At 33.4% G+C, this 25,783-nt stretch carries 31 protein-coding genes; 24 read left to right on the top strand and 7 right to left on the bottom strand.

Going from position 1 to position 25,783, the window contains the following annotated elements; all coding sequences use genetic code 11:
- Positions 1-103: 103 nt before the first annotated feature.
- From EAG08_RS14325 to EAG08_RS14310, 4 genes are all read left to right on the top strand, one after another.
- A complete protein-coding gene (locus EAG08_RS14325) occupies positions 104-925 on the top strand; it encodes a hypothetical protein (RefSeq protein ID WP_129536029.1) in 822 nt (273 codons plus the stop codon).
- 38 nt (positions 926-963) lie between these two features.
- Positions 964-1,515 carry a hypothetical protein gene (locus EAG08_RS14320; RefSeq protein ID WP_129536028.1) on the top strand — a complete coding sequence of 184 codons (552 nt, stop codon included), beginning with the start codon at positions 964-966 and terminating at the stop codon, positions 1,513-1,515.
- Positions 1,516-1,929: 414 nt separating this feature from the next.
- Positions 1,930-2,451: a DUF6624 domain-containing protein gene (locus EAG08_RS14315; RefSeq protein ID WP_129536027.1), complete on the top strand. Its 522-nt coding sequence runs from the start codon at positions 1,930-1,932 to the stop codon at positions 2,449-2,451.
- A gap of 427 nt (positions 2,452-2,878) precedes the next feature.
- Positions 2,879-3,805 (top strand): Kelch repeat-containing protein, encoded by a 927-nt coding sequence (locus EAG08_RS14310; protein WP_129536026.1) that lies wholly within the window; start codon positions 2,879-2,881, stop codon positions 3,803-3,805.
- 448 nt (positions 3,806-4,253) lie between these two features.
- Here EAG08_RS14310 and EAG08_RS14305 read toward each other — a convergent pair whose 3' ends face one another.
- Positions 4,254-5,093 carry a winged helix family transcriptional regulator gene (locus EAG08_RS14305; protein ID WP_228446583.1) on the bottom strand — a complete coding sequence of 280 codons (840 nt, stop codon included), beginning with the start codon at positions 5,091-5,093 and terminating at the stop codon, positions 4,254-4,256.
- 233 nt (positions 5,094-5,326) lie between these two features.
- Between EAG08_RS14305 and EAG08_RS14300 the strand changes: the two genes are divergently transcribed.
- The 8 genes from EAG08_RS14300 (at position 5,327) to EAG08_RS14265 (ending at position 11,438) form a co-directional block, all read left to right on the top strand.
- On the top strand, positions 5,327-5,866 hold the full coding sequence (locus EAG08_RS14300; protein ID WP_129536024.1) for a hypothetical protein: 540 nt from the start codon (positions 5,327-5,329) through the stop codon (positions 5,864-5,866).
- A 283-nt stretch (positions 5,867-6,149) separates the two neighbouring features.
- Complete coding sequence (locus EAG08_RS14295) at positions 6,150-7,097, top strand: hypothetical protein (protein ID WP_129536023.1); 948 nt, start codon at positions 6,150-6,152, stop codon at positions 7,095-7,097.
- Between the two features lie 431 nt (positions 7,098-7,528).
- Positions 7,529-8,149 (top strand): Pr6Pr family membrane protein, encoded by a 621-nt coding sequence (locus tag EAG08_RS14290; protein WP_129536022.1) that lies wholly within the window; start codon positions 7,529-7,531, stop codon positions 8,147-8,149.
- 23 nt (positions 8,150-8,172) lie between these two features.
- On the top strand, positions 8,173-8,439 hold the full coding sequence (locus tag EAG08_RS14285) for a hypothetical protein (RefSeq protein WP_129536021.1): 267 nt from the start codon (positions 8,173-8,175) through the stop codon (positions 8,437-8,439).
- A 171-nt stretch (positions 8,440-8,610) separates the two neighbouring features.
- Complete coding sequence (arr, locus tag EAG08_RS14280) at positions 8,611-9,036, top strand: NAD(+)--rifampin ADP-ribosyltransferase (protein WP_129536020.1); 426 nt, start codon at positions 8,611-8,613, stop codon at positions 9,034-9,036.
- A gap of 30 nt (positions 9,037-9,066) precedes the next feature.
- Positions 9,067-9,507 carry a DUF1801 domain-containing protein gene (locus EAG08_RS14275; RefSeq protein ID WP_129536019.1) on the top strand — a complete coding sequence of 147 codons (441 nt, stop codon included), beginning with the start codon at positions 9,067-9,069 and terminating at the stop codon, positions 9,505-9,507.
- Positions 9,508-9,552: 45 nt separating this feature from the next.
- The gene (locus EAG08_RS14270; protein ID WP_129536018.1) at positions 9,553-10,539 is read left to right on the top strand and encodes a T9SS type A sorting domain-containing protein; all 987 of its coding nucleotides are present in this window, start codon (positions 9,553-9,555) and stop codon (positions 10,537-10,539) included.
- A gap of 134 nt (positions 10,540-10,673) precedes the next feature.
- Positions 10,674-11,438 (top strand): DUF3575 domain-containing protein, encoded by a 765-nt coding sequence (locus EAG08_RS14265; RefSeq protein WP_129536017.1) that lies wholly within the window; start codon positions 10,674-10,676, stop codon positions 11,436-11,438.
- 50 nt (positions 11,439-11,488) lie between these two features.
- Here the strand turns inward: EAG08_RS14265 and EAG08_RS14260 are convergent, their stop codons facing one another.
- Positions 11,489-11,701: a hypothetical protein gene (locus tag EAG08_RS14260; protein WP_129536016.1), complete on the bottom strand. Its 213-nt coding sequence runs from the start codon at positions 11,699-11,701 to the stop codon at positions 11,489-11,491.
- A 537-nt stretch (positions 11,702-12,238) separates the two neighbouring features.
- Here EAG08_RS14260 and EAG08_RS14255 point away from each other — a divergent pair.
- The gene (locus EAG08_RS14255) at positions 12,239-12,472 is read left to right on the top strand and encodes a hypothetical protein (RefSeq protein ID WP_129536015.1); all 234 of its coding nucleotides are present in this window, start codon (positions 12,239-12,241) and stop codon (positions 12,470-12,472) included.
- Positions 12,473-12,597: 125 nt separating this feature from the next.
- Here the strand turns inward: EAG08_RS14255 and EAG08_RS14250 are convergent, their stop codons facing one another.
- From EAG08_RS14250 to truA, 5 genes are all read right to left on the bottom strand, one after another.
- Positions 12,598-14,349, bottom strand: a complete 1,752-nt coding sequence (locus EAG08_RS14250; protein ID WP_129536014.1) for an ABC transporter ATP-binding protein — start codon at positions 14,347-14,349, stop codon at positions 12,598-12,600.
- Between the two features lie 131 nt (positions 14,350-14,480).
- On the bottom strand, positions 14,481-15,251 hold the full coding sequence (locus EAG08_RS14245; protein ID WP_129536013.1) for an alpha/beta hydrolase: 771 nt from the start codon (positions 15,249-15,251) through the stop codon (positions 14,481-14,483).
- Between the two features lie 381 nt (positions 15,252-15,632).
- Positions 15,633-16,220 carry a Crp/Fnr family transcriptional regulator gene (locus tag EAG08_RS14240; RefSeq protein ID WP_129536012.1) on the bottom strand — a complete coding sequence of 196 codons (588 nt, stop codon included), beginning with the start codon at positions 16,218-16,220 and terminating at the stop codon, positions 15,633-15,635.
- A 17-nt stretch (positions 16,221-16,237) separates the two neighbouring features.
- Positions 16,238-16,570: a hypothetical protein gene (locus EAG08_RS14235; RefSeq protein WP_129536011.1), complete on the bottom strand. Its 333-nt coding sequence runs from the start codon at positions 16,568-16,570 to the stop codon at positions 16,238-16,240.
- A gap of 16 nt (positions 16,571-16,586) precedes the next feature.
- Positions 16,587-17,327, bottom strand: a complete 741-nt coding sequence (gene truA / locus EAG08_RS14230) for a tRNA pseudouridine(38-40) synthase TruA (protein ID WP_129536010.1) — start codon at positions 17,325-17,327, stop codon at positions 16,587-16,589.
- Positions 17,328-17,532: 205 nt separating this feature from the next.
- On the opposite strand from truA, the gene lpxK reads away from it, so the two are divergent.
- The 11 genes from lpxK to EAG08_RS23150 all read left to right on the top strand — a co-directional run bounded on the left by lpxK (position 17,533) and on the right by EAG08_RS23150 (position 25,711).
- Positions 17,533-18,561 carry a tetraacyldisaccharide 4'-kinase gene (lpxK, locus tag EAG08_RS14225; protein WP_129536009.1) on the top strand — a complete coding sequence of 343 codons (1,029 nt, stop codon included), beginning with the start codon at positions 17,533-17,535 and terminating at the stop codon, positions 18,559-18,561.
- A gap of 141 nt (positions 18,562-18,702) precedes the next feature.
- Positions 18,703-19,218 carry a TlpA family protein disulfide reductase gene (locus tag EAG08_RS14220; RefSeq protein ID WP_129536008.1) on the top strand — a complete coding sequence of 172 codons (516 nt, stop codon included), beginning with the start codon at positions 18,703-18,705 and terminating at the stop codon, positions 19,216-19,218.
- Between the two features lie 48 nt (positions 19,219-19,266).
- The gene (locus EAG08_RS14215) at positions 19,267-19,680 is read left to right on the top strand and encodes a two-component regulator propeller domain-containing protein (RefSeq protein WP_129536007.1); all 414 of its coding nucleotides are present in this window, start codon (positions 19,267-19,269) and stop codon (positions 19,678-19,680) included.
- Positions 19,681-20,066: 386 nt separating this feature from the next.
- On the top strand, positions 20,067-21,746 hold the full coding sequence (locus tag EAG08_RS14210; protein ID WP_129536006.1) for a hypothetical protein: 1,680 nt from the start codon (positions 20,067-20,069) through the stop codon (positions 21,744-21,746).
- Positions 21,733-22,143: a sensor histidine kinase gene (locus tag EAG08_RS14205; RefSeq protein ID WP_129536005.1), complete on the top strand. Its 411-nt coding sequence runs from the start codon at positions 21,733-21,735 to the stop codon at positions 22,141-22,143. Before EAG08_RS14210 ends, EAG08_RS14205 begins: the two co-directional genes overlap by 14 nt.
- Positions 22,144-22,254: 111 nt before the next feature.
- Positions 22,255-22,737: a response regulator transcription factor gene (locus EAG08_RS22225; RefSeq protein ID WP_228446582.1), complete on the top strand. Its 483-nt coding sequence runs from the start codon at positions 22,255-22,257 to the stop codon at positions 22,735-22,737.
- 8 nt (positions 22,738-22,745) lie between these two features.
- Complete coding sequence (locus tag EAG08_RS22220; RefSeq protein ID WP_262696742.1) at positions 22,746-22,868, top strand: LuxR C-terminal-related transcriptional regulator; 123 nt, start codon at positions 22,746-22,748, stop codon at positions 22,866-22,868.
- A 105-nt stretch (positions 22,869-22,973) separates the two neighbouring features.
- Positions 22,974-23,393: a hypothetical protein gene (locus tag EAG08_RS14195; protein WP_129536004.1), complete on the top strand. Its 420-nt coding sequence runs from the start codon at positions 22,974-22,976 to the stop codon at positions 23,391-23,393.
- A 62-nt stretch (positions 23,394-23,455) separates the two neighbouring features.
- Complete coding sequence (locus tag EAG08_RS14190) at positions 23,456-23,899, top strand: hypothetical protein (RefSeq protein WP_129536003.1); 444 nt, start codon at positions 23,456-23,458, stop codon at positions 23,897-23,899.
- Between the two features lie 190 nt (positions 23,900-24,089).
- Positions 24,090-25,466 carry a carboxypeptidase-like regulatory domain-containing protein gene (locus tag EAG08_RS14185; protein ID WP_129536002.1) on the top strand — a complete coding sequence of 459 codons (1,377 nt, stop codon included), beginning with the start codon at positions 24,090-24,092 and terminating at the stop codon, positions 25,464-25,466.
- The gene (locus tag EAG08_RS23150) at positions 25,388-25,711 is read left to right on the top strand and encodes an OmpA family protein (protein WP_129537273.1); all 324 of its coding nucleotides are present in this window, start codon (positions 25,388-25,390) and stop codon (positions 25,709-25,711) included. Before EAG08_RS14185 ends, EAG08_RS23150 begins: the two co-directional genes overlap by 79 nt.
- The last annotated feature ends 72 nt before the right edge of the window (positions 25,712-25,783 follow it).

The raw sequence follows: 25,783 nt of genomic DNA, 5'->3' as shown, positions 1-25,783 counted from the left end.
GTTCAGATTTTTCTGAGCGGTTTTTTTAAACGATTGTTAATTAATTATAATATACAAATTTAAAATCAACTTATTTTCAACGACAACTATATTTCACAAAATTATGGATATAAAAAAAATTATTACTGATTCCCCTCTTTATTCTAAATGGAACAACAAAGTCGAATTAGAGGACGAAAATGGCATTTTATCTGATTATGATTTGGATTATTTAATATCAAGCTATAATGGAAGATTTGATCATTATTGTACGGAATGTGAATCTCAAAGAATATTTGCGCCTGATAAAGGTCTTTATGATTCTGCATATAATGTAAACCCACATTTCGGAGGTAAAACAATTAAAAATAAGCCTAGTTTATTTAAAACATTTAGATGTAGTGCAAATCCAGAACATCAAATACTTTTTGGATTTTATTTAGAAAATGATCAGCTTGTAAAAGTTGCAGAATATCCTTCAAAATATGATACTGTAATTGATAAGTTTAATAAATATAAAAAAATTCTTGATAATGTTCAGTTGAAAGAATTAGCAAAAGCATCACAATTAGAATCCTATGGCTACGCAATCGCATCATTCTTATATTATAGAAGAATTTTCGAAGGTATTATTTTGAAAAACTTCAATGAGTCTGAAATTCAAGAAAAAATATCTGAAGAAGAATTTAGAAAGTTAAGAATGGAAGATAAGCTGAGTTATGTAAAAGAATTTTTGCCAAATTATTTTAATGATAATGCACATATTTACTCAACCTTAAGTAAGGGAGTTCATGAATTGGAAGAAGCCGAATGCCAAGAATATTTGCCAATAGTTCAAGCAATAATATTTTTTTCATTAGATGAAGCTGTAGATAAAAGAAATCAGGAATTAAGAAAATTAGAGTTTGCCAAAAAACTTAATGATATTAATTCAAAAATTAAATAAACGATAACCATATAAATTCTAAAAAACAAATTAAAACAATGAATAACATAAAGAATCAACTTTTGAATGTACAAAAGGATATAATAAGCAGTTTAGATAATAGTTTTGTAAATTATTTATTAGGGACAACTAGTATTTTTTTTACTGGAAATTATCCTCAATCATATGAAAACTTATTGTTGATAGGTACTAATAATTTAAAAGTAAAGATTAATGATGAATATATAAGCCCTTATTCAGAAGAATTTATTAATAATCCAATAAATAATAGAGAGTATATAGTTAATCTTTCATTTTTACATACATATTGTTTTAGTTTATTTACTAATTTTTTTGAATTTTTATATTATGGCTTACCATTTGAAGGAGCAAAAGAATATTATAAAGAATTTGAATTTTTCCTAAATACGCAAATTATTTCTGAATTTGATGAATATAATATCTCATATAAAAACCATTGGCTTGAGCTATTATCTAGAGTGGATTGGGTATTAGAATATAATAATCATTCATTTGCTCATTTATTTAATCATGACCTACAAAAAGAAATTAGAACCTACTTAAATGGTACAATAGATTCTTTAAAATAAACCCTGATGTCGCGGATTTGAAATCCGTGACTTTACTTTAATATTAATCTCTTGGCCGTGCGAGCATCTCGCTCATATCAATAAATATAAAAACCGCTCAATTTCAAGAGCAGTTTTTCATTTCAAAAAAACCTCAACATCTAGAATTCGCAATCAGCAACTTTTCTCCCGCTGCGCAAAGTCTCCTGACTTTGCTCAATAAATAAAAGACACAATCCCGAGTCCCAGATTTCCAATCCATGACTTTTCCCTATATTTAAAACATATTTTTATACACAGAAATCAATTAAACCCGCCCATCGCAAATCTGCAAAACCGTTATGTGTAATATAAACCAAAAATAGAAATGAAAATAAAAAAATATTATTCAGCATATTAACCGCTCTTGTTTTAATAATATCAATATTCCTTTATATGAATAAGGATAAATTTGTCTATGTAGGTTCAGTAGATATTATTGAAGTCGATTGTAGCAAAAAACGTCAAATCCTGAGCGAAGTTTTCGAAAGTGACCAAAGGATTAGAAAAGCAAATGAACCCATCAAATACGCTAAAGAAGATCACAGGAATCAAGAATTAGTAATCAGCATTATTGAAAAGTGCGGTATGCCAACATTAAAAGAGGTGGATCAAAAACAAATGGATGCAATCTGGTTGGGACTTCAACACAGTACTGAAGAAATCAGAAAAAAGTATTTTCCACAAATAGAGAAAGCGGTTAAAAATGGAGACTTATCTAAAGGACAGTACGCATTGATGAAAGATAGGATTTTAATGGACGAAGGAAAACCTCAAATATATGGTTCACAAATAAAAAATGGTAAATTGTATAAATTAGAAAATCCTGCAACTGTGAACGAAAGAAGAAAAGAAATGGGAATGGAGCCAATAGAGGATTATTTAAAGTATTTTAACATTCAGTTCAATCCGAATTAAAATACTACACCCACAAACATAAACCACTCATTGCAAATTCATTTTAATTGTTCGATTATCTAATTTCACTATCAAAATAATAAAAACGAGCCTTCAAAACTCATCATCGAGTATTGAAGGCTCGTTTTTGAGACTCAAAGACTCGACAATGTGGTAAAAGACTCTTCAACGAGTATGAAAGACTGGTTTTTTTGATTATAAAACACTGGATGCTGAATGTGAAAGATGGGATGGTGAGTCTTTAAGAATAAAAACCGACTCTTTTACGATGATTACCGACTATTAAAGAGTCGATTTTGAGTTTTTAAAAAGAAAAAAAAGATGACGTTGTCCACTTGACTTTCTGGATTTCCAATCCGTGACTTTTCCCTATATTTAAAACATATTTTTCTACACAGAAAATCAATTAAATCAAACCTCAGCACCATTGAAAACAAAATTATTCCTCCTTTCACTTTTCGGTTTATGCTTTGCCAATGCACAAACCTTAAATTTTAAACATCTTTCGGATATGTCTGTTCGCAGAGGAGCTGTAACCAGTGCCATTGCAGGTGACAATATCTATGTGAGCAATGGGTATAAAGATTCGGATGGTAATGCCACTATTATTGAAAAATACAGTATTAAAGATAACCGTTGGAGTGTTATCAACTCCAGTTTGGTTCCTAAAAGATTTGCCAATTCGGAGACTTACGGTAACAAAATTTATATTTTTAACGGTTGGGGAAACAGCCATCTTGAAATTGTAGACCTTGAAACTCATCAAAAAACGAAGGGAGCTGTTAATCGTGCCTATACAGGAAATGCAGGTTCTGCCATCCATAACGGAAAAATATATACGTTCGGAGGCAGTGGGCTAAACAATGCTGCAACCACTGTATTTTCTGATAGATTCCAATATTATGACATTGCTTCAGATACATGGCATCCGTTACCAAATATGCCTAACGCCAGAGAAGCAAGGGGCAAAATTGTGAATGATAAGCTTTACGTCCTTGGAGGTTTTAACGGTACGTCATCCCGCCTGGTGAATGTGTATGATCTCAACAAAAATCAGTGGACTGAACAATATACGATACCCGCTGCGATATCGGGTCATTCATTAGCGGTATCCGGTACTAAGATTTTTATTGCAGGCGGTTATAACAATCAAAATTTTTTGGCTTATTTTGATACAGAAACCAATACGTTACATCGGTTATCATCCAATATGATTCCTAGACGACATGCTGCTGCAGAGGTATATAACAACAAATTATACATCATGGGTGGAAGTACAGCCTCCTCAACCAAATCATCTATTAAAAGCATTCAGGTTGCGGATATTAGCGAAGAAGTGCTTTCTGCAAAATAACCCCGATGCTGCAGATTTGTAATCCGTGACTTTACAGCTACAAAAGTCTTTTCCTAAATGTCATAAAAGCAAAAAAAATCACGAAAAACCATTTCGATAAGACCTACAATCATTTCAACATAACTTTCAACTCATTCGTTTAAGTTGTCAACTTCTTCGTAAAGACAATCAGGCATTATGTTGAGGCGTTCAAGCATTTCGAAGAAGCGATTAACCAGTTCGAAGAGACAATCAACCATTCAGAAGAGGCAATCAACCACTTCGAAGAGCCGATCAACCAGTTCGAAGAGGCAATCAAGTACTCCGAAGACGCAATCAACCATTCCGAAGAGACAATCAAGTACAATTTATTATATTTCAGTACTTTACAGCCCTTTTCAAACTTGGTGAATACCCAGAATATTATTGATAGTGACATCTGAAAAACAATTAAAGCCAAATGTTTATCTTAACCGCCAATTTCCAGCCTATACCCTTTCCCACGGATTACCACAATTTTTATATTCGGTTCGATTTCCAGTTTTTTTCTGAGTTTTGAGATAAACATATCCAGACTTCGTCCTACAATCACACCGTCATCTTCCCAGATTTCTTTTTGCAGTCGGCTTCTCTCGATGATTTCGTTGGGAGACGATGCGAAAATAAGCAATACACGGCTTTCCGTTGCGGTAAGATCTAAGGTTTTCTCATCAACGATGAGTTTCCTGTTTTTCGAATCAAATAACACTGAGCCCAAAGTGAATAGATCAGTTTGCAGACTTTCAGGTAAAACTTTTTGTGGCTTTACAGATTTAGATCTCAAAAAAACAAAACCGATGAATGCCAAAAAAGACAATCCGCCCAAAAGATAAACGCTTTTTGTTGTGTTGATTCCTGTTGATTTAAATTTGATGTTGATTGTGTAACAGGCTTTAGGTTGTTTTCTTCCTATACAAGCTATAATATCATCTTTTTTATTTTTAGATACCGAATATCCATAGGCTACACTGGAATTTCCACAGTTTAAAACGTTAACAATATAATCACTTGCAACCGGATCTTTCGCCAACACACGCTTCGTAAGATTCACCAAAGAGTCGGGTTGAAAAGTAATTTCATTCTCGAAGCTGATCTGATATTCATTTTCCGAAATCTTTTTTACAGGAAGCACTCTTGATGTATGGTCGCCCGACTGTAAAAGTAACTCATGCCCTATCCTGCGGAGTAACACTTCCCTTTTGGCAAAATTAAAGTCGTCATTATCCTCAGTACTGAAAGCGGCACAGACTACAAAAATCAGTGAGAGCAAAATGATTGTAAAAAGGTATTTTCGCTTTCCTGAGAAGAGATTTTGACTAAGATGCATAGTGTCAAGTTATTATTTACAAAGTTTACAATTTTATTTACAATTCAAATCCTTAGATCTGAAAAATATCAAAGTATTTTCGTTGAGTCAACTTTGATAGATTATTAAAAACAAAAGTAGGTCTTATCAGATCTGACTTATCAAGAGAATCGAAATTTAATTTAAAATTAAAACTTATGAAAAAAGTAATTTTTGCGCTCATGCTACCAATGCTTGTAGTGAGTGGACTCTTATTCGCCAATCGTGAAATCAAGAATGAAACCAGTAAGAAGCCGATTCAAAAGCAACTGTCTGCTGCTGAAAAGAATGCCGAAATGAAAAAATGGGAAGCTACCCCGGCCGGTAAAAAGTTCAAAGAATGGGAAACATCTCCCCGAGGTAAAAAAGTGTATGCCGCCGAAGCTAAAATTTGGAAGCGCATTACAAATTACACCAATATGGAGGGAGTTGTCACCTCTCTTTCTCTTCCGCCAGGCTCAAGATTAGGTTTCGGAGTAATGGTCAGGATTAATGGTGATGATTATATTGTAACATTTGATGCAGAAAAATTTCAACTTGAGCAGTTGCAAGGCCTGAAAGTGAACGACAAAATAATTTTAAAAAGCCGTTATGTAGCACACGCACCGAAGTACTCATATCCAATTGTAGGATGTGAATATGCGGAAAAAGATGGCAAAATACTATTTAAACGTGTACCCCGAAAAAGCGGTTGCTGAAAATTATAATATATATACACTTTATATTAGCCACAACACCCAAAGCACATATCCACCGCTGTTACACAAATTCTTTCGTGTAGCCTTTTCTAAAAAACAAAAACCGTTCATATTATCTGAGCGGTTTTGTTTTGTTTTATACCTAATTATAGGGTTAATGTATCTTCATCAATATTACCCTAAAGTGTTATTGATTCATTTTTATGTCCTTTTTAATTTTACAAAAAAAACGGGGATGCTGAAAACCGAAAATAGAGTAAGCTAAAAATAAAAACTAAAAACCATGAAAAACTTACTTATTGTAATTACAGTATTGATCAATTGCATTGTTTATTCTCAATGCAGTTTTGATCAGGCAACATTTGACATTATTACTAACAAGTATCAAAAAGATTTTGACTATTTAGAAAAAAGATCACAAGATATATCTAAAGATTCCCCTGATCCTAATGATGTGGAAGGTGTAGTAAATGCTGATTTTGAAATTAAAATGATTCGAAAAAACTTTTCATGCAGCATACCACAAGTTACCTTGAAAGATAAAAAATTAGTATTTGACACTCCTCAGGTTACCATGAAATTGAAGTCAATAAAACTCAAAAAGCCAGTAACAAAGATGGTTATAAAGAAAACTGGTCAATATCCAGTTTTTAGAGGTTTCACTGTCAAATGGAAAGACATAAAAACTTCAGTTCCTGAAGTGACTATGGAAGAACATGAAATTAAAACAAAGATTCCTGAAATAAAAGTTGAAACCACCAATATTACAACAGCTATACCTGAAATAAAAATGGTTCAAAAAGATATGTCTATCAATTTACCATCAGTAACAGTAAAAAAAATAACAGCTGAAGTAAAAAAAATAGAAGATCGTGCAAAAGAAGTCTCTTTAGAGAATGAGAAACTACTGGAATCACAAAATGAAGAATTTGCACAAGCAATCCATAAAAATTTTGAATGTCAGCGAACAGATTTAATCTACTCTAGAACGAATATGGAAAATGAATTTTCAAATTCAATTTTAGAAATTGAAAATAGTATTTCTGATTTAAAAGCTAATGGTATAAATCCAGAATTAATAAAAGGCGATCAAGGAGAAAACATTAATCTCGTCTCAATTAGAGATGAATTACTTTTAAAAAAGAAAGAAGCTTTTGAACAAATTGATGCAGCTATAGAAAAAATGAATACAGAAGAGAAAAATGCAATTAATATGCTTTCAAAAAAATAGAAGTTTAGCTACTTAACTTTAGATCAATTAGTGAACTTTTATTTTACAAGAAAATATATTATAATGTTAAAATCTCCCTATCAATAGCGGAAAAATTCTTTTACATGGCTCATAGAAGCAAATCAAACCGCTCGACTCCCAGAGCGGTTTGATCATATCAAAACAAATTCCCGATGCTGATGCGACTATCTTACCCGTACCTACAAAATAAGCTTCCAGAAATTTTAATTGTTATTTTAAAAACTACCCTTTTTGCATCAACCTCGATGATTATCAAAGTTAAGCGAAGCTTAATAATTTCAGAACATCTTACAAGTGCGGAGTAAACTTCACTATCACTATTTATTATTTAAAAATTAGATACCCTAAAATCAAGAGAAACATTTAATAATTATTAAATTTGAAATGCACCATTTAATAATCATTAGAACATGTACAATACAAAAATCCAGAAAGTTACGGCTTCACTACTTGCTTTAATAGCGTGGTTTTGCGTCGTCTTGCAGTTTTATATTTCGACGGATACCTTTACCAATGTGATCAGCTATTTTACCATTTTGTGCAATTCCTTAATCGCAGTCAGCCTCACATTTTCCGTTTTCTTTTCACAAACTCAATTGGGAAAATTCTTTTCAGGTCTGTCTGTCAAAACAGCCGTTGCACTATACATTTTTATCGTATTTGTAGTCTACAATACGGTTTTGAGAGGCATCTGGAAACCGACCGGATGGCAATTGTTTTTAGACAATATGCTTCATGTAGCCATTCCGATTTTGTATATTTTGTACTGGTTATTTTTGGTTGATAAAGGTAAACTCAACTGGAAGAACGGCCTTTACTGGCTTATCTTTCCGCTCTTTTATCTAATCTATTCATTGATTCGTGGCTCTGCGGTTGGCTGGTATCCTTATCCTTTTCTGAATGTAGACAAATTAGGTTTTGGTCAGGTTCTAATCAATATTGTAATCATGCTCATTGTATTCCTGATAAGCGGATCTGCATTGATTGCCATTAATAATAAATTTGAAAAAAAAATTAGATTAGAAAAATAACATAAACTTTTAAAAAGATTAAAATGCCCAATAAAGATTTAGAAAAGTACATCAAAGACATTGGAACTCCGCGAGATTATTCCAACAGCAAATATCTTGTGTATGTAGAATTGTACAAAGCAGATAAAAAATTAAAGAAAATTATCTCAGAGCATTGCAAAGTCATCAAAGAACTTGAATTCGGCTACCTGTGTGAAGCTCATTTGCAGGCAATTCCGGAAATTACGAGATCTTTGTCTCTGAAAAACCACGCTGTATATCAGATTGTGAGGTTGGTGAAAATTTCTTGAAATAATTTAAAACGTTCAACGTTGCATATTTTCAACTCAACTGTTTTATTGCTGACTAAGGCTCTGCGCTCAAAAAATAAATCAAAACTGCTCAATTCCCAAAGCGATTTTCCCATTTAAAAACAAATTCCTAAGTTTACAAGTTCTTCCAACCTCAAAAACACTACCGCAATGGAAAACAAAAAAGACGAGCAGATTCTGGATAACGGTCCATTCTACCACGGAACAAAAGCCAATCTTAAAATCGGCGATCTTATTGAAGTCGGTTTCGCATCCAATTACGGCAAAAAAAGAAAATCAAAATACATCTATCTCTCCGAGACTTTAGATGCCGCAACCTGGGGTGCAGAATTGGCTTTCGGAAACGGAAAAGAAAGAATCTACATTGTGGAACCCACTGGAGAAATCGAAGATGATCCTAACCTGACAGACAAAAAATTTCCGGGAAATCCTACGAAATCTTACCGCTCGCAACATCCTTTCAAAGTTGTCGGCGAAGTTCAAGATTGGCAGGGGCATTCACCCGAGCAACTTAAAATGATGAAAGATCATTTGGAAAAACTGAAAGAACAGGGAATTGAAGCCATTGAAGATTAATCAAAAACACACGAATTAAATTTCAAAATCATGGCTAAAGCAAACAAAACCACCGAGACAGAAGTCAGCGTCACAGATTTTATCAATTCTTACGTCGAAAACGAACAGAAGAAAGCAGACAGCTTTGAACTTATTAAACTGATGAGCGAATGGTCTGGTTTTGAACCGAAAATGTGGGGACCAACGATTATCGGATTTGGAAGTTATCATTACAAATATGCCAGCGGACATGAAGGTGATATGCCCATCATCGGATTCTCACCACGCAAGGCAGAATTTTCACTCTACATCTACTCACCAACTGAAGAAAACATACATTTATTAGATGATTTTGGGAAATTTAAAATGGGCAAAGCCTGTATTTACGTCAAAAAATTGTCTGATATTAATATTGATTCGCTTGAAAGAATTTGTAAAGCGACCATTGAATATTTAAATAAACATCACGAATGTGCTTGCCACAAAAAATAAAAAAACCAATTTATTTTTTGATTATCTTTATAAGAAAAAATAAACATGAAAACAACTCTATTCTTTTTAATGGCGTCAACAGCTGTATTATCGGCTCAAGCCACAATTACAAAGGCATTTCATGATCCTAGTGTGGGCGATGTTTCTAATAATATCAATTTGGCAGGTACACCAGATAACTCTGCTACAGGTGTTAATACTATTTTTAATAATTCTTCACTCACACAAAGTGGCGGGGTTTCCGGAACATATTCTACACCAAGCAGTGCAGAGATTTCTTCTTATCCGGGATCAACTTTGAAATATGTCAACGGTTCTACCACTGTTTTTTACAAACAAACTGCTACGAAACTTGAAATTACAGGTTTGGTAACTCCCGATGCAACTCTTAATTTCAGCGCAAACAACGGTACATTCATATCTTATCCTGCTACTTATGGATATTCTGAAACAGATAACGCATCCGGAACATTTTCTTCCACGCAAGGTTCTGGTAATTTCAGTGGAAGCATCACTCTTTCTGGGGATGCATGGGGAACTCTTCTCATTGGCTCTAAAACGTATACGAATGTTACCAGAATAAAATCTATACAAAACTTTGTTCTTACTGTTTTTGGTTTTACAGCTGCTACAGTTGTTAATACCTCATATACATATTATGACGGTTCTCACAAATTTCCTTTGTTTAGTACTACTAATGCTGTAATTACTCCAACAGGAAGCACTGCACAAACCACCAATGGTGCTCAGGCTCTAAACGAAGTATTTTTAGGTACATCAGACTTTGTAAAGAAAGATTCATTTAAAATTTATCCAAACCCTGCTCAGGATTTTATCGAGTTTAAAGGTGATATGTCAAATTATTCTAAAGCAAACATCTACAGTTTAGACGGGAAACTGATTAAAACTTCAGATTTAAAAGCAGGAAAAGTACAGGTTTCAGAATTACCAGCATCTTCTTACTTCATTGAATTTTCAGGAAACAAAACACAATCTGAAAGCATAAAATTCATCAAAAGTAATTATTATTAATTATTTCAAAATAAATTAAGCCGTTCTAAGTTTTTAGAACGGTTTTTGATTTAACTAAATTGTAATTTAATGTTCTTTTAAATTTCACAAAACCAAATCGCATTTTATTTAACTTAAATCAAAAATCTTAAGCCATGAAAAAACTACTTATACTTCTCCCACTCTTTATTATTTCAGGAGCCCATGCACAAGGAATAACGACATCAGAAGTAAACACCGTTCCTGAAGATAAAATGAATATTATTAAAACCAATATTACCGGCTACGCTTTCAGAAATATCAATCTGTCTTATGAGCGGTCAATTAACCGTTGGTTTGCAATCAATGTCGGTTTTGGAACCGTTACCGAAGGCAAAGTTCCGTTTATGAATGCTTTTTTGAGTGAAGAAGATGAAAAAGATTTTCAGAATTTAAAAATTAAAGCGACCAATTTCACCATCGAACCAAGATTTTACATCGGTGAAGGCTATGGAAAAGGATTTTATTTCGCTCCCTACTACCGTTACTCAAAGGTTTCAACCAATACGTTTGATTACACTTATGACTATACCGCATTCGGAACTACTCTACCAATTCCGCTGAAAGGTTTGGGAGATGCTAAAGGAAACAGTGGCGGACTGATGGTTGGTGCCCAGTTTTTTCTGAACAAGCAGCATAGTTTTGTGCTAGACTTTTGGATTGCCGGTGCACATTATGGGTCGGGCAAAGGAGATTTTAGTTTAACGAGCGATATTTTTCTTACTCCGGAAATGCAGGCTGAGCTAAAGAGAGAGATTGAAAACCTAGATATTCCTTTTGTAGATTATACCGTAGAAACCAATTCAAATGGTGCAAGAATCAAAGTTGACGGTCCTTGGGCAGGTTTCAGAAGCGGATTTTCCTTGGGATACAGATTTTAATCAATCATCAAGATAAAAAAATACCGTTCACAAATTGTGAACGGTATTTTTTATTTATAGGCATCTTTAAATTTTTCAATAAGATGATCGAGCGTGTGACGCTGCACATATACTGTTCTCACATCATCATATCGTGGGGATCTGTAAAAGACTTCATGAAAGTCCATACTTCCATTTCCTACTTTTACTACTTTTTCAACATCAATGTTCAATTTCTTTAATTCTTCTTTTAAGACTTGAAATTCGTCTTGGATATTATTCATCTTTATATTTTGGTTTAAGTTAAAAAATCATCAACAATTATCAAACTAACCCCTATTAATTTCAACAGATGGTTAAATTTTTAATAAATTTAGTAATTTACTTTGAAATAACCATAGGGTTTTCAATAATTTTTATATTTAATCTAAATAACAAAAACTATACCTAACTGTATAGTTATTAATTTAAAGTGAATTCAATGTTAACCAAATGTTAACAAATCTAGTGAAATAGGGATTTTTTGATGTCATAAACCTGCAATTCCGCATACTTATAGAAGCTTTATCTTCAGGATATCCTCGATCAGATTTATGGTGAAGAAAAATATTACGTTGATGAATATTTAATTGATATGGATTTTTCTTCCAAGCAAGGTATCACCAAAGAAGAATTTAAAAAGATTCTGGAAAAAGAATATGATATTGAATAAATTTTCAAGTCTAAATTTATTCTGTTCTTAAGAAATATCTATTAAAAGTGATTTTTAAATTTAACTCTTAAAACAATTTGCAATCAAATAAGCAAATATATTTTAAGCCATGAAAACATTTAACGCTTTTCTAATTTTGACTTTACTTACAGTTTCAGGTTCTACTTTTGCACAGAAAAACACGCAGAATAAATCTGATAACGTTAAAACAAGTACAACAAAGAATGAAAGGACTTTACCAAACGAAAATGCTCCACATTTCATGCAGTTTGGAATCATGTCAAGAAATCACGATGAATTCAGAAAAAATATGGAATTTCCGTTATTTATCAGAATTGCGTGATCAGCCAATTTCTATCGCAGAAAGCCAAAGAAAATAATCAACTCATTGCTAAATCTCTTACTGAAAAATATGGAGATACATGGCGAAAAGACCTCGGATTTATTCCTTACGGCTTATAATTTAAATTAAATCTTTTCATCAACTTCAATCTCGTGTCTCAGCTGCGCTTTGTACAAGGTTGAATAATAACCGTTATTAGCGAGAAGTTCAAGATGCTTTCCTTCTTCAACGATTTTCCCATGATCCATCACGATGATTTTATCAGCTTTTTCGATGGTTGAAAGTCGGTGTGCAATAATGATTGAAGTTCTGTTTTTAGTAATTTTTTCAGTTGCTCTTTGAATCAGTTTTTCGCTTTCATGATCAATTGATGAAGTTGCTTCATCTAAAATCAGGATTTTGGGATCAGATAAATAAGCTCTTAAAAATGATAATAATTGTCTTTGCCCAAGTGAAATAGAAGAACCTCTTTCACTCACCACATATTCGTAACCGCCGGGAAGACTTTCGATAAAATCATCGACTTCAATTTCCTTTGCGCCGGCTTTTATTTTTTCTAAAGTCACGCTGTCATCTCCAAATGCAAGATTCTCAAAAATACTTCCATGGAACAAAAAGACATCCTGCAAAACAACACCAATGTGACTTCTCAGATTATACAGTTCGTAATCTCTCAGTTCAACATCATCTATATAAATTTCGCCTGAATTAATATCATACAACCTTGTAATCAAACTGATAATCGTAGACTTACCCGCTCCGGTTGCCCCGACGATGGCTACAGTTTCTCCAGGATTTACTTTAAAATCAATTCCTTTTAAAACTTCCTGCTTGTCACCATAAGCGAAACGTACATCTTTGAATTCTATTTTTCCGTCGAAATGGTCTTTAGAAACCTTACCATCATTAGGCATGGCATAATCTTCATCCATAATTCCTAAAACTCTTTCTGCGCCTACAATTCCACGCTGAATATTGTTGAAACGATCTGCAATCTGTCGCAAAGGACGAATCAACATCGAAATAAACTGAATAAACGCAATCACAACCCCCGCACTGATGGTAATATAACCACCATAAAAAAGAACAAAACCAATGAAAAGTGAAGAGATTAATTCAACTACAGGAAAAAACAGTGAGAAGATGAAAACCGTTTTCAGCAAAGCACTTTTTAACGTGATATTGATATCATCAAACTTTTTAAATTCAGCCTGTTGTCTGTTAAAAACCTGAATAATCGGCATTCCAGCAAGCCTTTCCTGTACAAAAGAGTTTTGATTGGAAGTCCAGGTTCTTTCATCACCAAAAGCTTTCTTCAGTCTTTTCTGAAAAAATCTTGTAATAACGACCATTAAAGGTAAGATTGCCAAAGAAATATAACTCAGATGTACATCCACCTGAAACATCATGAAGAGCACAAAAATAATTCTTAAAACATCTCCGAAAACCATTAAAAAACCATCTGTATAAACGGTAGCAATCGTTTCGACATCCCCAACGGCTCGTGTTACCAGCTGACCAATCGGGGTTTTATCAAAGAAAGCTGTTCTGAAATAAATCAGTTTATTGTACAACCTTTCACGAATATCTCTGATCACATTCTGTGAAATATAATTGGAAAAATAAACCAAAAAGAAATTTAAAATCGTCTCAGCAAAAACCAATCCGACTAAGCCATAAATATGCCTCATCATCAAGGCTTTATCTTTCAGTTTCGTAATGTCATTATCCACAATCTGCATCGTGAGATAAGGTCTGTAAGTAGAAACGATGGACAGTATGATAGAAATAATCAGGGTAAAAATAAACCAGGAACGAAACTTCATACCGATGAAGAAAAGCCTTTTTACAATTGCCCAGGTATCTTGTTTTTTCATTTATAGAATTGACGTAAAGAATTAATTTGAAAAATTCTCTGCAAAAATACGGCTTTAAAATTTTACAGCCTTTACAACTCTATCAAATAGTCATAGAAAATTTCTGATTCCTGTTATTGAGCAAATAAATATTAAGCTAGTTTTCTCAACCAGTTCAAAATATATTCAGCAACTTCTTCCCAACCCTTTTCTCCGGCAATAAAATGGCTTCTACCTTCAAATTCTTTAAAATCAACGATACTTTTCTGGTTTTTGTAAGCATTGGCAATTTTTCTTGAAAATGCTGCCGGAAAAATATTGTCGTTGGAACCTGCGATAAATAATAATGGTTCGTGAGGTTTGTTTAAATCTAATTTTGCGGAAGATTTGAAAAGCGGATCTCTTGCTAATTTTCTACTTTCAGGGGCGGCAACAGTTTCGTACAATTTATCGCTTTCTGCTTTTGTATAATTATTGAAGAAAGCTTTGTGATACCATTCTTTAGATCCCAAAAACGCAGAGTTTCCTTTGAAGAAATTCACTACAGGCCAAACGACTTTCACGGTAGAAAAAGGAGCCATTACATTTTTTGGAGGTGCACCATCAATACTGACACCCGCAACAGCTTTTCCCATATCAATTAATTTCTGAACCATCAATCCACCGAATGAATGGCCGATAACGATTGGTTTTTCAGGAAGGGTGTCGATGAATTTTACTAAATTTTGTACCGTGTCATCAAAGCCAACATTTTTCAGTTCTGAAGGAATGTTTTTCTTTAGATCAATTGGATTTCCGTCGTGTCCGGGATTGGATGGAGTATGTACGGTGTAACCTTGTGCTTCAAAATAAGTTTTCCAGTTTTTCCAGCTTGTATTGTTAACGAATAATCCGTGAATCAATACGATAGTTTTTGTTTTCATAATAAATATTGTTTTAAATTATGAGACAAAGTTGCGCAGATTAAGCGAGGATAATTTTAACTTTGGTTAAAATCGTAACAGTAGGTTTAAATTTAATGTGATTGTTATTCACGTGCTATTTTTTAACGCAAAGTGCGCAAAGATTTTTTTTAACTACTAATTGTTTTTAAGCTCACAAAGGCATAAACTTAACAAAGAACACAAAGATTTCTTTAATTAGGAAAATTGCGGGAAAGTTTTAATTGATTCTTTTCTCTTTTATCAGCGAATTGCAGCAGCCCGGCTTGAACGGAGCTCTTTTTGCCGGAGCAAAGCGGAGGCAAAAAAGCGGGAGTGGAAGACGGTAAAAGCTGCCCAAATAAAAAAATAGGAAAAATTAAATTACTTCCCTGAAATTCTTTTTCTTATCCTGCTTAAAGAAGGTCCCTGAATTCCCAAATAAGAAGAAATATGATACAGAGGAACGTTGTTGAAAATATCAGGATGCTGTTTCATCAAATCTAAATATCGCTCTTCGGGTGACTTTAAAATAAAGCCTTCAATCCTTGACATCGTCACATTAAAAGCTTCCTGCGCCAAAAGCCTTCCGAATTTTTCCCATTGATGCGACTGCTGATACAACGAAATCAAATCTGTATAACGAATGTAAATAATAGTAGCATCCGTCAAAGCCTGCGTATGATAATCGCAAGGAATCTGATTGATAAAACTTTTGAAAGAAACTACAAATCCGTTGGCAGAATAGAGAAAAACATTCTTTTCTTCCCCAGTTTTCTCATCAATCGTGTAAGAACGGAAAACACCATCAACAATAAACCCAAAATAGGTACAAACCGTCGCCCGAAGATTGTAAAATTCTCCTTTTTTGTATTCTTTCGGATGCCAAAAATCCTCAGATAATTTAAAATCTTCTTCTGAAAGACCAGCGAAATGATTGAGTGCAAAGGCAAGTTTTTCTATTTCGGTCATGGTTTTAGTTTTTTAAATTATTCTTTAACCCCTATTTCTTCTATTTCTAAGGAAGGTTTTTTAATATTTTCCTTCTTAAACTTTTTTTCAAGAATATGATATACTGCATAAACGCCCGCAATTGCAAAGAGCCAACTGATAATATTGATCAATGAAAAACCTGTATAATTATTATCATTCAAAGAGCCTGTGAATGCTTCATACATTCCATAACCAAAAAGAAATGCAATCTGAAATCCTAAATAAATTGCAATTGCTAACAGACCAAACTGCCATTTGGTTTTACCAAATCTTTCAGCTAAGCCCGCATAATATCGATATGCTCCGATTAAAATAAAAATTGACATCATAAGTTTTAGTTTTTAATTAGTTTTTATTAAATTCATACCCAACATCCACCAAATACAACGCATGCGCGGGCGCAGAAACCCCTGCAGAATTTCGATTCTTATTTTCAATTACTTTTCTTACATCTTCCGGCTGTATCTTTCCTGAACCAACTTCAATCATTGTTCCTACGATGGCTCTTACCATATTTCTGAGAAAACGGTTTGCTGAAACAGTGAATTTTAATTCTGTTCCGTTTTGTTCCCATTCTGCTTTGTACATTTTGCAGAGATTGGTTTTGTTGTCGGTGTGAAGTTTTGCAAAACTTGTAAAATCTTCATATTCAAAAAGAATTTTACTGGCTTCGTTCATTTTAACAACATCAATATTTCTTCTCCAAAGTTGCCATGCAGAATCTTGTGTAAACGGATTTTTTTCTAATGAAATGTAATATTCATACGTTCTGTATGTTGCATCAAATCTTGCATGAAAATCATCTTTAACTTTAAATATTTTTTTGACTGAAATATCTGCCGGAAGAAAACTATTGAGTTTGTGTGAAAGCTGATCGCTTAAAACTTGCTCGGTTTCAAAATGCGCAAACATCTTTTTTGCATGCACGCCAGTATCGGTTCTCCCCGCTCCTACCGTTTTGATGGGTTCCCGCAAAATGGTGGAAAGTGCTTTTTCCAGTTCTTCCTGCACAGAAATGTCGTTGGGCTGAATCTGATAGCCAAAATAATTTTTACCGTTGTATGAAAATTCTATAAAATACCTCAATGCAAATAGATGTTATATTGTAAATTTTGCTTTCAAGCTTATTTGATTTTTTGAATTGCTAATTTTAAAAATCAGATTTAAAAACAATATTGCAAAAATAATTTAATTTAACAATAATTAAGAACCTATTTTTTAAAATAAATGTTGATAAATCATAGACATATTCTATAAAAATCGGCTATAAAATTCTTATTTTTGTCAACGTATGAAAAGATGGTATCTCTATCCTTTTTCTTTAGGTTATCACATGGTGACGGGCATCCGAAACACAATGTATGATCTGGGAATATTTAAATCTACGAAATTCAAGACTCCGATTATCAATGTCGGTAATCTTTCTGTGGGCGGAAGCGGAAAATCGCCAATGGTAATGTATCTGGCTAAATCTTTATCTAAATATTACAGAACCGGTGTGCTTTCCAGAGGCTACGGAAGACTCACGAAAGGATATGACGTTACCAATTACGACAGCAATTACAAAACTGTAGGTGACGAAGCGATGCAGCTATTTGAACGTTTCAAAAACCGTTTTGTAATCGCAGTTTCCGAAGACCGTGTTCCCGGAGCCAAAAAAGTGATTGATGATATGGATCTTGATGTTTTGATTCTTGATGATGCCATGCAGCACAGAGCAATCAAGGCCGGGTTTAATATCCTCATGACCGACTTTAATGATCCTTATTTTAAAGACCATCTTCTTCCAGCTGGTGATTTGAGAGAATCCAGAGGCGGAGCAAGCCGTGCAGATATTATTATGGTCAGCAAATGTCCGGATGAGCTGACAGAAGAAACCAAACAATATTACATCTCAAGAATACGACCGGCTCATAATCAGAAAGTATTTTTCTCATCGATTGGATATGATGAAAATGTATATTCAAGAGAGAAAATGCTGCCGGATAATAATCTCAATTATTATGACATTCTGCTTATCACAGGTATTGCCAACCCAAAACCCTTGCTAAATCATTTGTCTAAATTTTCTCAAAAAGTGAAACATCTTAAATTCAGAGATCACCACAATTTCTCCGATGCAGATATTAAAAATATTGTTGCAGAATACAAAAAACTGGGCGAGTACAAATTAATTCTAACCACAGAAAAAGATTATGTACGTCTGAAAACTTTCGATTATCTGCGAGATATGGTTTATTATTGGCCAATCAATGTCGTTATTGATAAGAAGGAAGAATTTAATCAGATGATTCTGAATTATGTTAACAAAAAGCATTAAAACTAGATACTAAAATCCGCAGCAGCCGTTGCGGATTTTGTTTTGTTGAAAATAGAATTTTTCGATTTTTCAAATTTCTGTTAAATCATATAATTTCACACTAAAATTACGTTTCAATGTTTAGATTTGTAAAAAAATAGAATGAAGCAGCTCATGACATTTTTGATGTTGAGTATTTTTACTTTTGGATGTTCACAAAAAACTCCCGAAGTTTCAAAAACTCAATTTTCAAAAGAAGCATTAAAACAAAAATTAGAAGATGAGAACGGGAAAAAAATTACCGTTCAGGAAATATTAAATCAGCACAAAGGAAAAGTTTTGGTCATCGATTTTTGGGCAGGCTGGTGCAGAGATTGTCTTATCGCTTTACCAAAAGCTGAAGAATTAGAAAGAAATAACCCGAACATCGATTTCGTATTCTTTTCATTGGAAAGATCAAAAGAAAAATTCGACAGTAGTCTTGAAAGATTTAATATGAAAGAGAAAGAAAACTATTGGTTTTCTGTAGGCTGGAAAAATGATTTTAATGAATACGTTGACCTCAACTGGATTCCGAGATACATGGTGATTGATCAAAAATCTGAGATTGCAAAATACTACTCCATTTCTCCAGAAGACCCGGAAATTCAGACTACGATTGACAAACTTTTGAAATAGTTTTTTTTAGGTTTAGAATTTAACAAATAGTAATCATCTCAAATTGAGATGATTTTTTTATTTTATCTAACAGAATTTTATCTAAATTTACTTAAAACTAACCATGATGAATCTCTTAAAATTATTTGGAGTAGTATCTCTTCTTTTTTTGAGTGGTTATTTTTTGCCCAGAATTATTCTCTTAACAATACATTTCACACCGACAACTCTAAACTTCCAAGCAATCTTATTTTTGATTTAGAGCAAGACGACAAAGGCTTTCTTTGGATTGCAACCGAAGATGGATTAAGTCGTTTTGACGGATTGAATTTCTTTAATTATACTATTAAAAACGGTTTACCTTCCAACAGTGTTTTGCAAGTTGTAAAAGATAAGTCGGGGAAAATATGGGCAATCTGCTATAAGCAACCACCTTCTTTTTTGATGAGAAAAACAACCGTTTTATCACGCAGAAAAACTTAAGCTTAGAAAAAAAATGTAATGCAGTTTTACAATATTATTTTAATGAAAAAGGAAATATTATTTTTTACAAAGCCCCTGACTATCTTGAAATAACAAGTGCCACCACTTTTATCGTTAAACAAAAACCAACTATTTTTATTGATAAAAAACAGATCGCTTTTCAACTCAAAAATGATTTCACTTCTACAAAACCTAAAGTTTTATATCGTAAAAAAAGCAATGAGATTGTATTTTTAAATTTTATCCCAAGAAAATCATTCATTGCAAAAAACTCTTATTTCATCTATAAGGATGACAAAATTCATAAGTTTTCTCATTTTAAAACAGGCCCCTTCACTTTCAAAGAACAAAGTCTGAAGTATCCCGAGGGTATAAAGTGGCATAAGTTGGTATATGACAAACTATACCTCATCACCAACAAAAATTATTTTGAAATAATTGACTTAGAAACATTTTCTGTTGAGAAAAAAATACGATGTGATGAAAAAATAAAATGCGCCTTTTTAGATACTCATCAAAATCTTTGGAGCGGAACTTTCAATGAAGGAATTCAACTTTTCAATACCGGAAAAATAAGAAATCTGACAGTGCCTGATAGTTTTAACAACAAGAATTTCAATACTGTAACTGCGAATGAAAAAGGTGAAATATTTGCAGGAAACTTCAACGGAGAAATTCTAAAAACTGACGGTATTACTACTGAAAAAATAAAAACAGGAACCGATTTCTGGATCAGAAAAATTCTCTTTTTTGGCAAAACGTCTTTGGTTGTTACCGATAAAGGATATAGTATCAATTGGGGAAAAGTTCAAGATATAAAAGATGACAGTTACCCACTTTATTCATTAAAAAAAGCAACAAAAGCGAATGACAGCATTGCACTGATTTGTACAATTTCCGGTGCATTTCGACTCAATATTTTAAAAAACACTTATCAGAAAATTAATTTTCCGAACGAAAGAATCATGTCTTTTTCTAAAATAAAAGAAAATGAGTTCTACGTGATTTCATCGAGCGGATTTTATACTTATGATTTAAAAAACAATACTTACCAAAGAATTTTAGAGAAATACAATTGTACATCAGGAAGTTATGACGGAAATTTATTTTTCGCAGCCACAACTTTGGGTGAAATCTATATTTTTAAAAATAAAAAATTGATTAAGATTATCCCAAATTCTAACAATCTGCCGGAAAATATTTCACAGATGGAATATATCAATAAAAAATTATGGATTGGCGGACGAAAAAATCTATCTATTCTATCTTACTCTGAAAATAATGGAATCATTGAATATGACATCAAGAAAATCGGTAAAAATGATGGATTGGCCTCAAATGCAATTACTGACATTTCAAGTTCCGGAAGAAATGTACTGGTTGCGACAGAAAATGGAATTTCCGTAGTTCCTGATGATATTCAAATTTTAAATTTCGAAATACGTCCTGAGATCATTTATCTGAAAATAAATCAGGAAATAAAGCCTATTGCAGATGTTTATGATTTAAAAAGTGACCAAAACAATATAAGTATTGCTTTTTCCGGGGTTGAACTTTCCGGTCATTTTAAAAACTTTCAATACAAAATTAATGATTCCAAAAAGTGGAGCAATCTTTCAGGAAATATACTCAATCTGGAGCTGAGTGGAGGCAAAAATGTGATCACCATCCGCGCAACAGATAAAAACAATTATATAAGCTTAAATACAAAATCAGTAACATTTAATATCAGCATTCCTTTTTACAAAAGTATTTGGTTTTGGACTCTTGTAAGCGGTGTGTTTTTCGGAGGAATCTTTGCGTTTTATGGTAGATGGAGGTTTTTGAAACAGCAGGAATTTTACCGCCACAAATTAGATTTAGAAAATCAACAAAACAAAATTACAGCAGATCTGCATGATGATTTGGGTGCTACCCTGAGCAGTTTACAGATCAATAGTGCAATTGCACAAAAATTAATGGAAAAAGATCAGCACCAAACGAAAAAATTCTTCAAAAATAGAACATCAAGCGAAAGAAATTTCAGAAAACATCGGAAATATTATCTGGAGTATGAAACCCGGTAAAAACGAATTTATGTCTTTGAGCACCCGAATAAAAAACTTTGCAAGCGAAATTTTGGGAGATACAGGCATTTTGTACACCATAAAAATTGATTCTGACATAGATTTAGAGATTACAGATTTTACAGTTAGAAAAAACCTGATTCTCATCTGTAAAGAAGCTCTGAATAACATTGCTAAGTACAGTCTGGCAAAAGATGTTCAATTGTCTTTACATAATGTAAACTCAGAATACATTCTAAAAATATCCGACAACGGAATTGGTTTCGACCATACAAAAACCACAGGAAACGGATTGCAAAACATGAAGAAGCGAACAGAAGAAATGAATGGAAAATTTGAAATCCTTGCTGATACCGGAACACACATCACAATTTATGTCCCTAAAATTAGGGATTGAAAAAAGGGCTTTTTCCTTATATATTTGTACCATAAAGCTAATAACCATTTCTAAGTTTGACAGTACAGAAATCAGCAGATCAATCAAACTATAACTATTTTTTTTTAAATCATGATTAGAATATTCGCATATGACGACAATCCCGAAAGACTGCAAAGTCTAAAAGCGCTTATCTCTCTAAGTGATAATATGTCGTATGTAGGTGATGCAGATTGTTGTGAAAGCGTGTTGAGCAATATGCAGGAATATTTTCCGGATGTTATTTTAATGGATATCAATATGCCAAAAGTTGACGGAATTGAAGGTCTTAAATTGATAAAATCTCATCATCCACAGATAAAAGTACTGATACAGACGGCATTTGATGACAGCGACAAAATATTCCGATCAATATCTAACGGGGCAAGCGGTTACATTCTAAAATCAGACAACCCCAAAAGAATTTTACAGGCAATAGAAGAAGTCTACGAAGGCGGCGCATCTATGAACCCCGCTATTGCCAAAAAGGTAATGGAATACTTTCTTCCGAAAAAACAGAAGAAATTCTCACTCCAAAAGAAAATGAAGTACTCAAATATCTTTCTGAAGGTTTGAGCTACAAAATGGTTGCCGACAGATTGGGAGTGAGCTACTCTACCATCAACACACATACTAAACACATCTACGAAAAACTGCATATTTCCTCTTTGGGAGAAGCAATTTCCTGGTATTACAAAAATTTTTAATAATTGATTTTACAATTTTCTGCGATTGCTCTTACTCCCTATAATTAGGGATTTTTTTATGTTAAAATTATCTTAAAATTTGTTGAAACATTTAAACTAAAACCAATGAAAAATTTCAACTTATTATTAAAAGGAATCATCTTATCAGGATTATTTTTCCAATGTACCAACAAAGACATTACCATAGATGATAGTATAACGCCACCTTCTGCACAGAGGCTGAACGCATTATTCGAAGAAGGACTTACAAGCGAAAAGGCATTTGCCCATTTTGATTCTTCACTTCCCAACTACATGTACACCTCATCCCGAGGAACGACAGTGAAGGTGAACGGAACATGTCTCAGATTAAATGGAGCTCCTGTCACCGGAACTGTTATTCTTGAATTTGTAGAAATGTACGATCGTGCAAAAATGATCGCATCTAACAAGCCTACGATGGGAATAAAATCACCGAACGAACAGGAAATGCTTTTATCAGGTGGTGAGTTTTATGTTAATATTAAAAAGATGGAAATACATTAACCACAACATGCCCTATTATCATCGAAACTTCGACCGCTAATTCAGGAGGTACTGTTGCCGGAATGCAGGCTTTCAATGGTATAATATCTAACAACGCTTTAACATGGGAACCCGCAAACAATTGGGATGTTGTTACCAACACCCAATTAAATCCTAATAAATATGTATTGACTATTCCGGGATTCGGATGGTATAATTGTGATAAATTTTTTAATTATCCTGATCCGAAAACAACCATCACCGCAAACGTTCCCGCCGGTTACGGAAGTGCTTCTCAAATATTCATTCTGACAAAAAATATCCCTAACGCACTGGGAACAACATACGGCAAATTTCCTGTGGGAATGCAATGCTATCTGATTTTTGTGACAGAAAACAATGGCAACTTCATGTGGATTATCAAGGAGCAGACCCTCACAGCAAATCACACGATTTATTTTGAATTGAAAGATGCTAAAGTGGGGAAAAACGCTGATTTCGTAAGCAATATCACACAATTAAATTAAAAAAAATGAAAAGAAAATCTTACTTATAGTATTACTTCAGTTTTGTTTCACCTATTTTTTCGGACAAACTGCAAGTTTAAGTTCTACTAATGACATCAACAGAGGATTTCAAATATCTCTGAGAGGTGGTTATGATGCCATTCCTATTTATGATAACAACACTCCATACATTGATTATAAAGGAAACTGGATGGCCGGCGGAAGTCTTGACTATTATTTTAATCGTTGGTGGGGAATTGGGGTAGACTTCGATTATTTAGTTAATAATCCTAAAAACACTTATCCCACGGAAAATGTTATATACAGCAGTTTTACGGTGAATCAATTTCATTTAATGGAAAACTATATATCCCGTACTTTTTTAGGAATCGGACCCAATTTGAGATACAAAAAAAATGACAAATGGAATCTTGAATTAAAACTGAGAGGCGGAATTTCTAATATTAAAGGAGGATACACAATGCTTGACGGAACAATTCCGATGGTTCCTACACCGATGAATATTGCACTCAATCAGCACGCAGGATATGACGCAAAAAACATTTTCTCTGGTAAAGCATCATTACAGTACAATTATTTTATCACGAAATCATTAGGTCTGCATTTAGGCATTTACCATATTAATCATTTTAAAGTTCCTGAATTAATTGATCCGAGCATAGGCTATTCTTCAAGTTATTACAGTTTTACAAACGATGAAGGAGCAAATAACCTGGCATTAGAACCAAAATTCAGAGATAAAGCATGCAATTGCAATATCAATTCTACAGGCGTTTATGCAGGGGTAACTTTGAGATTTCCAAAAAAAGAAAAATGTACTACCTGCCAATTGTGCAACGTTTGCCACAAAGTACATGAGCCACCAATGTGCGCAGCAACCTGTAATACATGTGGGTGTAAAATATCAGTCACAGCTAAAGATAAGCTAAGCGGAGAAGTTCTTGATCATACTGATGTCGTATTACAAAGACAAGACGGAACGATTGTAGAATCTGGTAAAACTAACAGCTTTGGTGTCGTTGTCTTTGATAATGTATCGGCAGGAGACTATTCTGTAAAAGGTAGACTCTACAGCGTCAATTTGCAGGAAAGCAAAATTTCACAGGCAGAATTTGATCAGTGTAAAGCAAATGGTGGAGTTATTCAGAAAGAAATCCTGTATACAGACGATAATTTTGTTCTGAAAGGCCAAGTCTTCGAATGCAATACCACAAAAACCATTGAAGGAGCAAATATAGAATTGTCGCATCTGGTTTCCAACACGAAGAAAAATACAATCTCTTCTGCTTTAGGAGAATATATTTTCAACATCAGTAAAAATACAGCTTATTCTATTAAAGGAAACAAAGACGGATATTTTTCAAATGAAGTAGAAATAAATACAGCAGCTTACGACAGAACAAAATCATTATTTATAAAATTTGAAGTTTGTGTAGATCCTTGTGGCAAGGCAATCATACTAAATAACATCAATTTTAATTTAGATAAATCAGATATTTTAAAATCATCAGAGGCAGATCTAAATTATGTTGTGAATTTAATGAAGAAAAATCCAAAATCAAGGTAGAACTATCTTCGCATACTGACTCCAGAGCGAGCAATGCTTATAACCAAAAACTATCTCAGAGAAGAGCCGATTCTAGTGTCAGCTATATCGTTAGTCATGGTATCGAAAGAAGCCGATTGGTTTCCCGCGGCGCAGGCGAAACAGAATTGCTCAACCGCTGTTCAGACAATGTTGCGTGTTCCGAAGAAGAACACAGAATCAACCGCAGAACAGAATTCAAAATCTTATGTGTAGAAAATTATTAATCTAATCAATGAGACACTTATAAACATTTCATTATTAACCTGAAAAGAATAGAGTGTTTCATTTCTCAAAAA

The sequence above is a fragment of the Chryseobacterium sp. 3008163 genome, assembly GCF_003669035.1.
In the GTDB taxonomy this organism is placed as follows: Bacteria; Bacteroidota; Bacteroidia; order Flavobacteriales; family Weeksellaceae; genus Chryseobacterium.
This window is presented reverse-complemented; position numbering and strand designations above follow the sequence as displayed.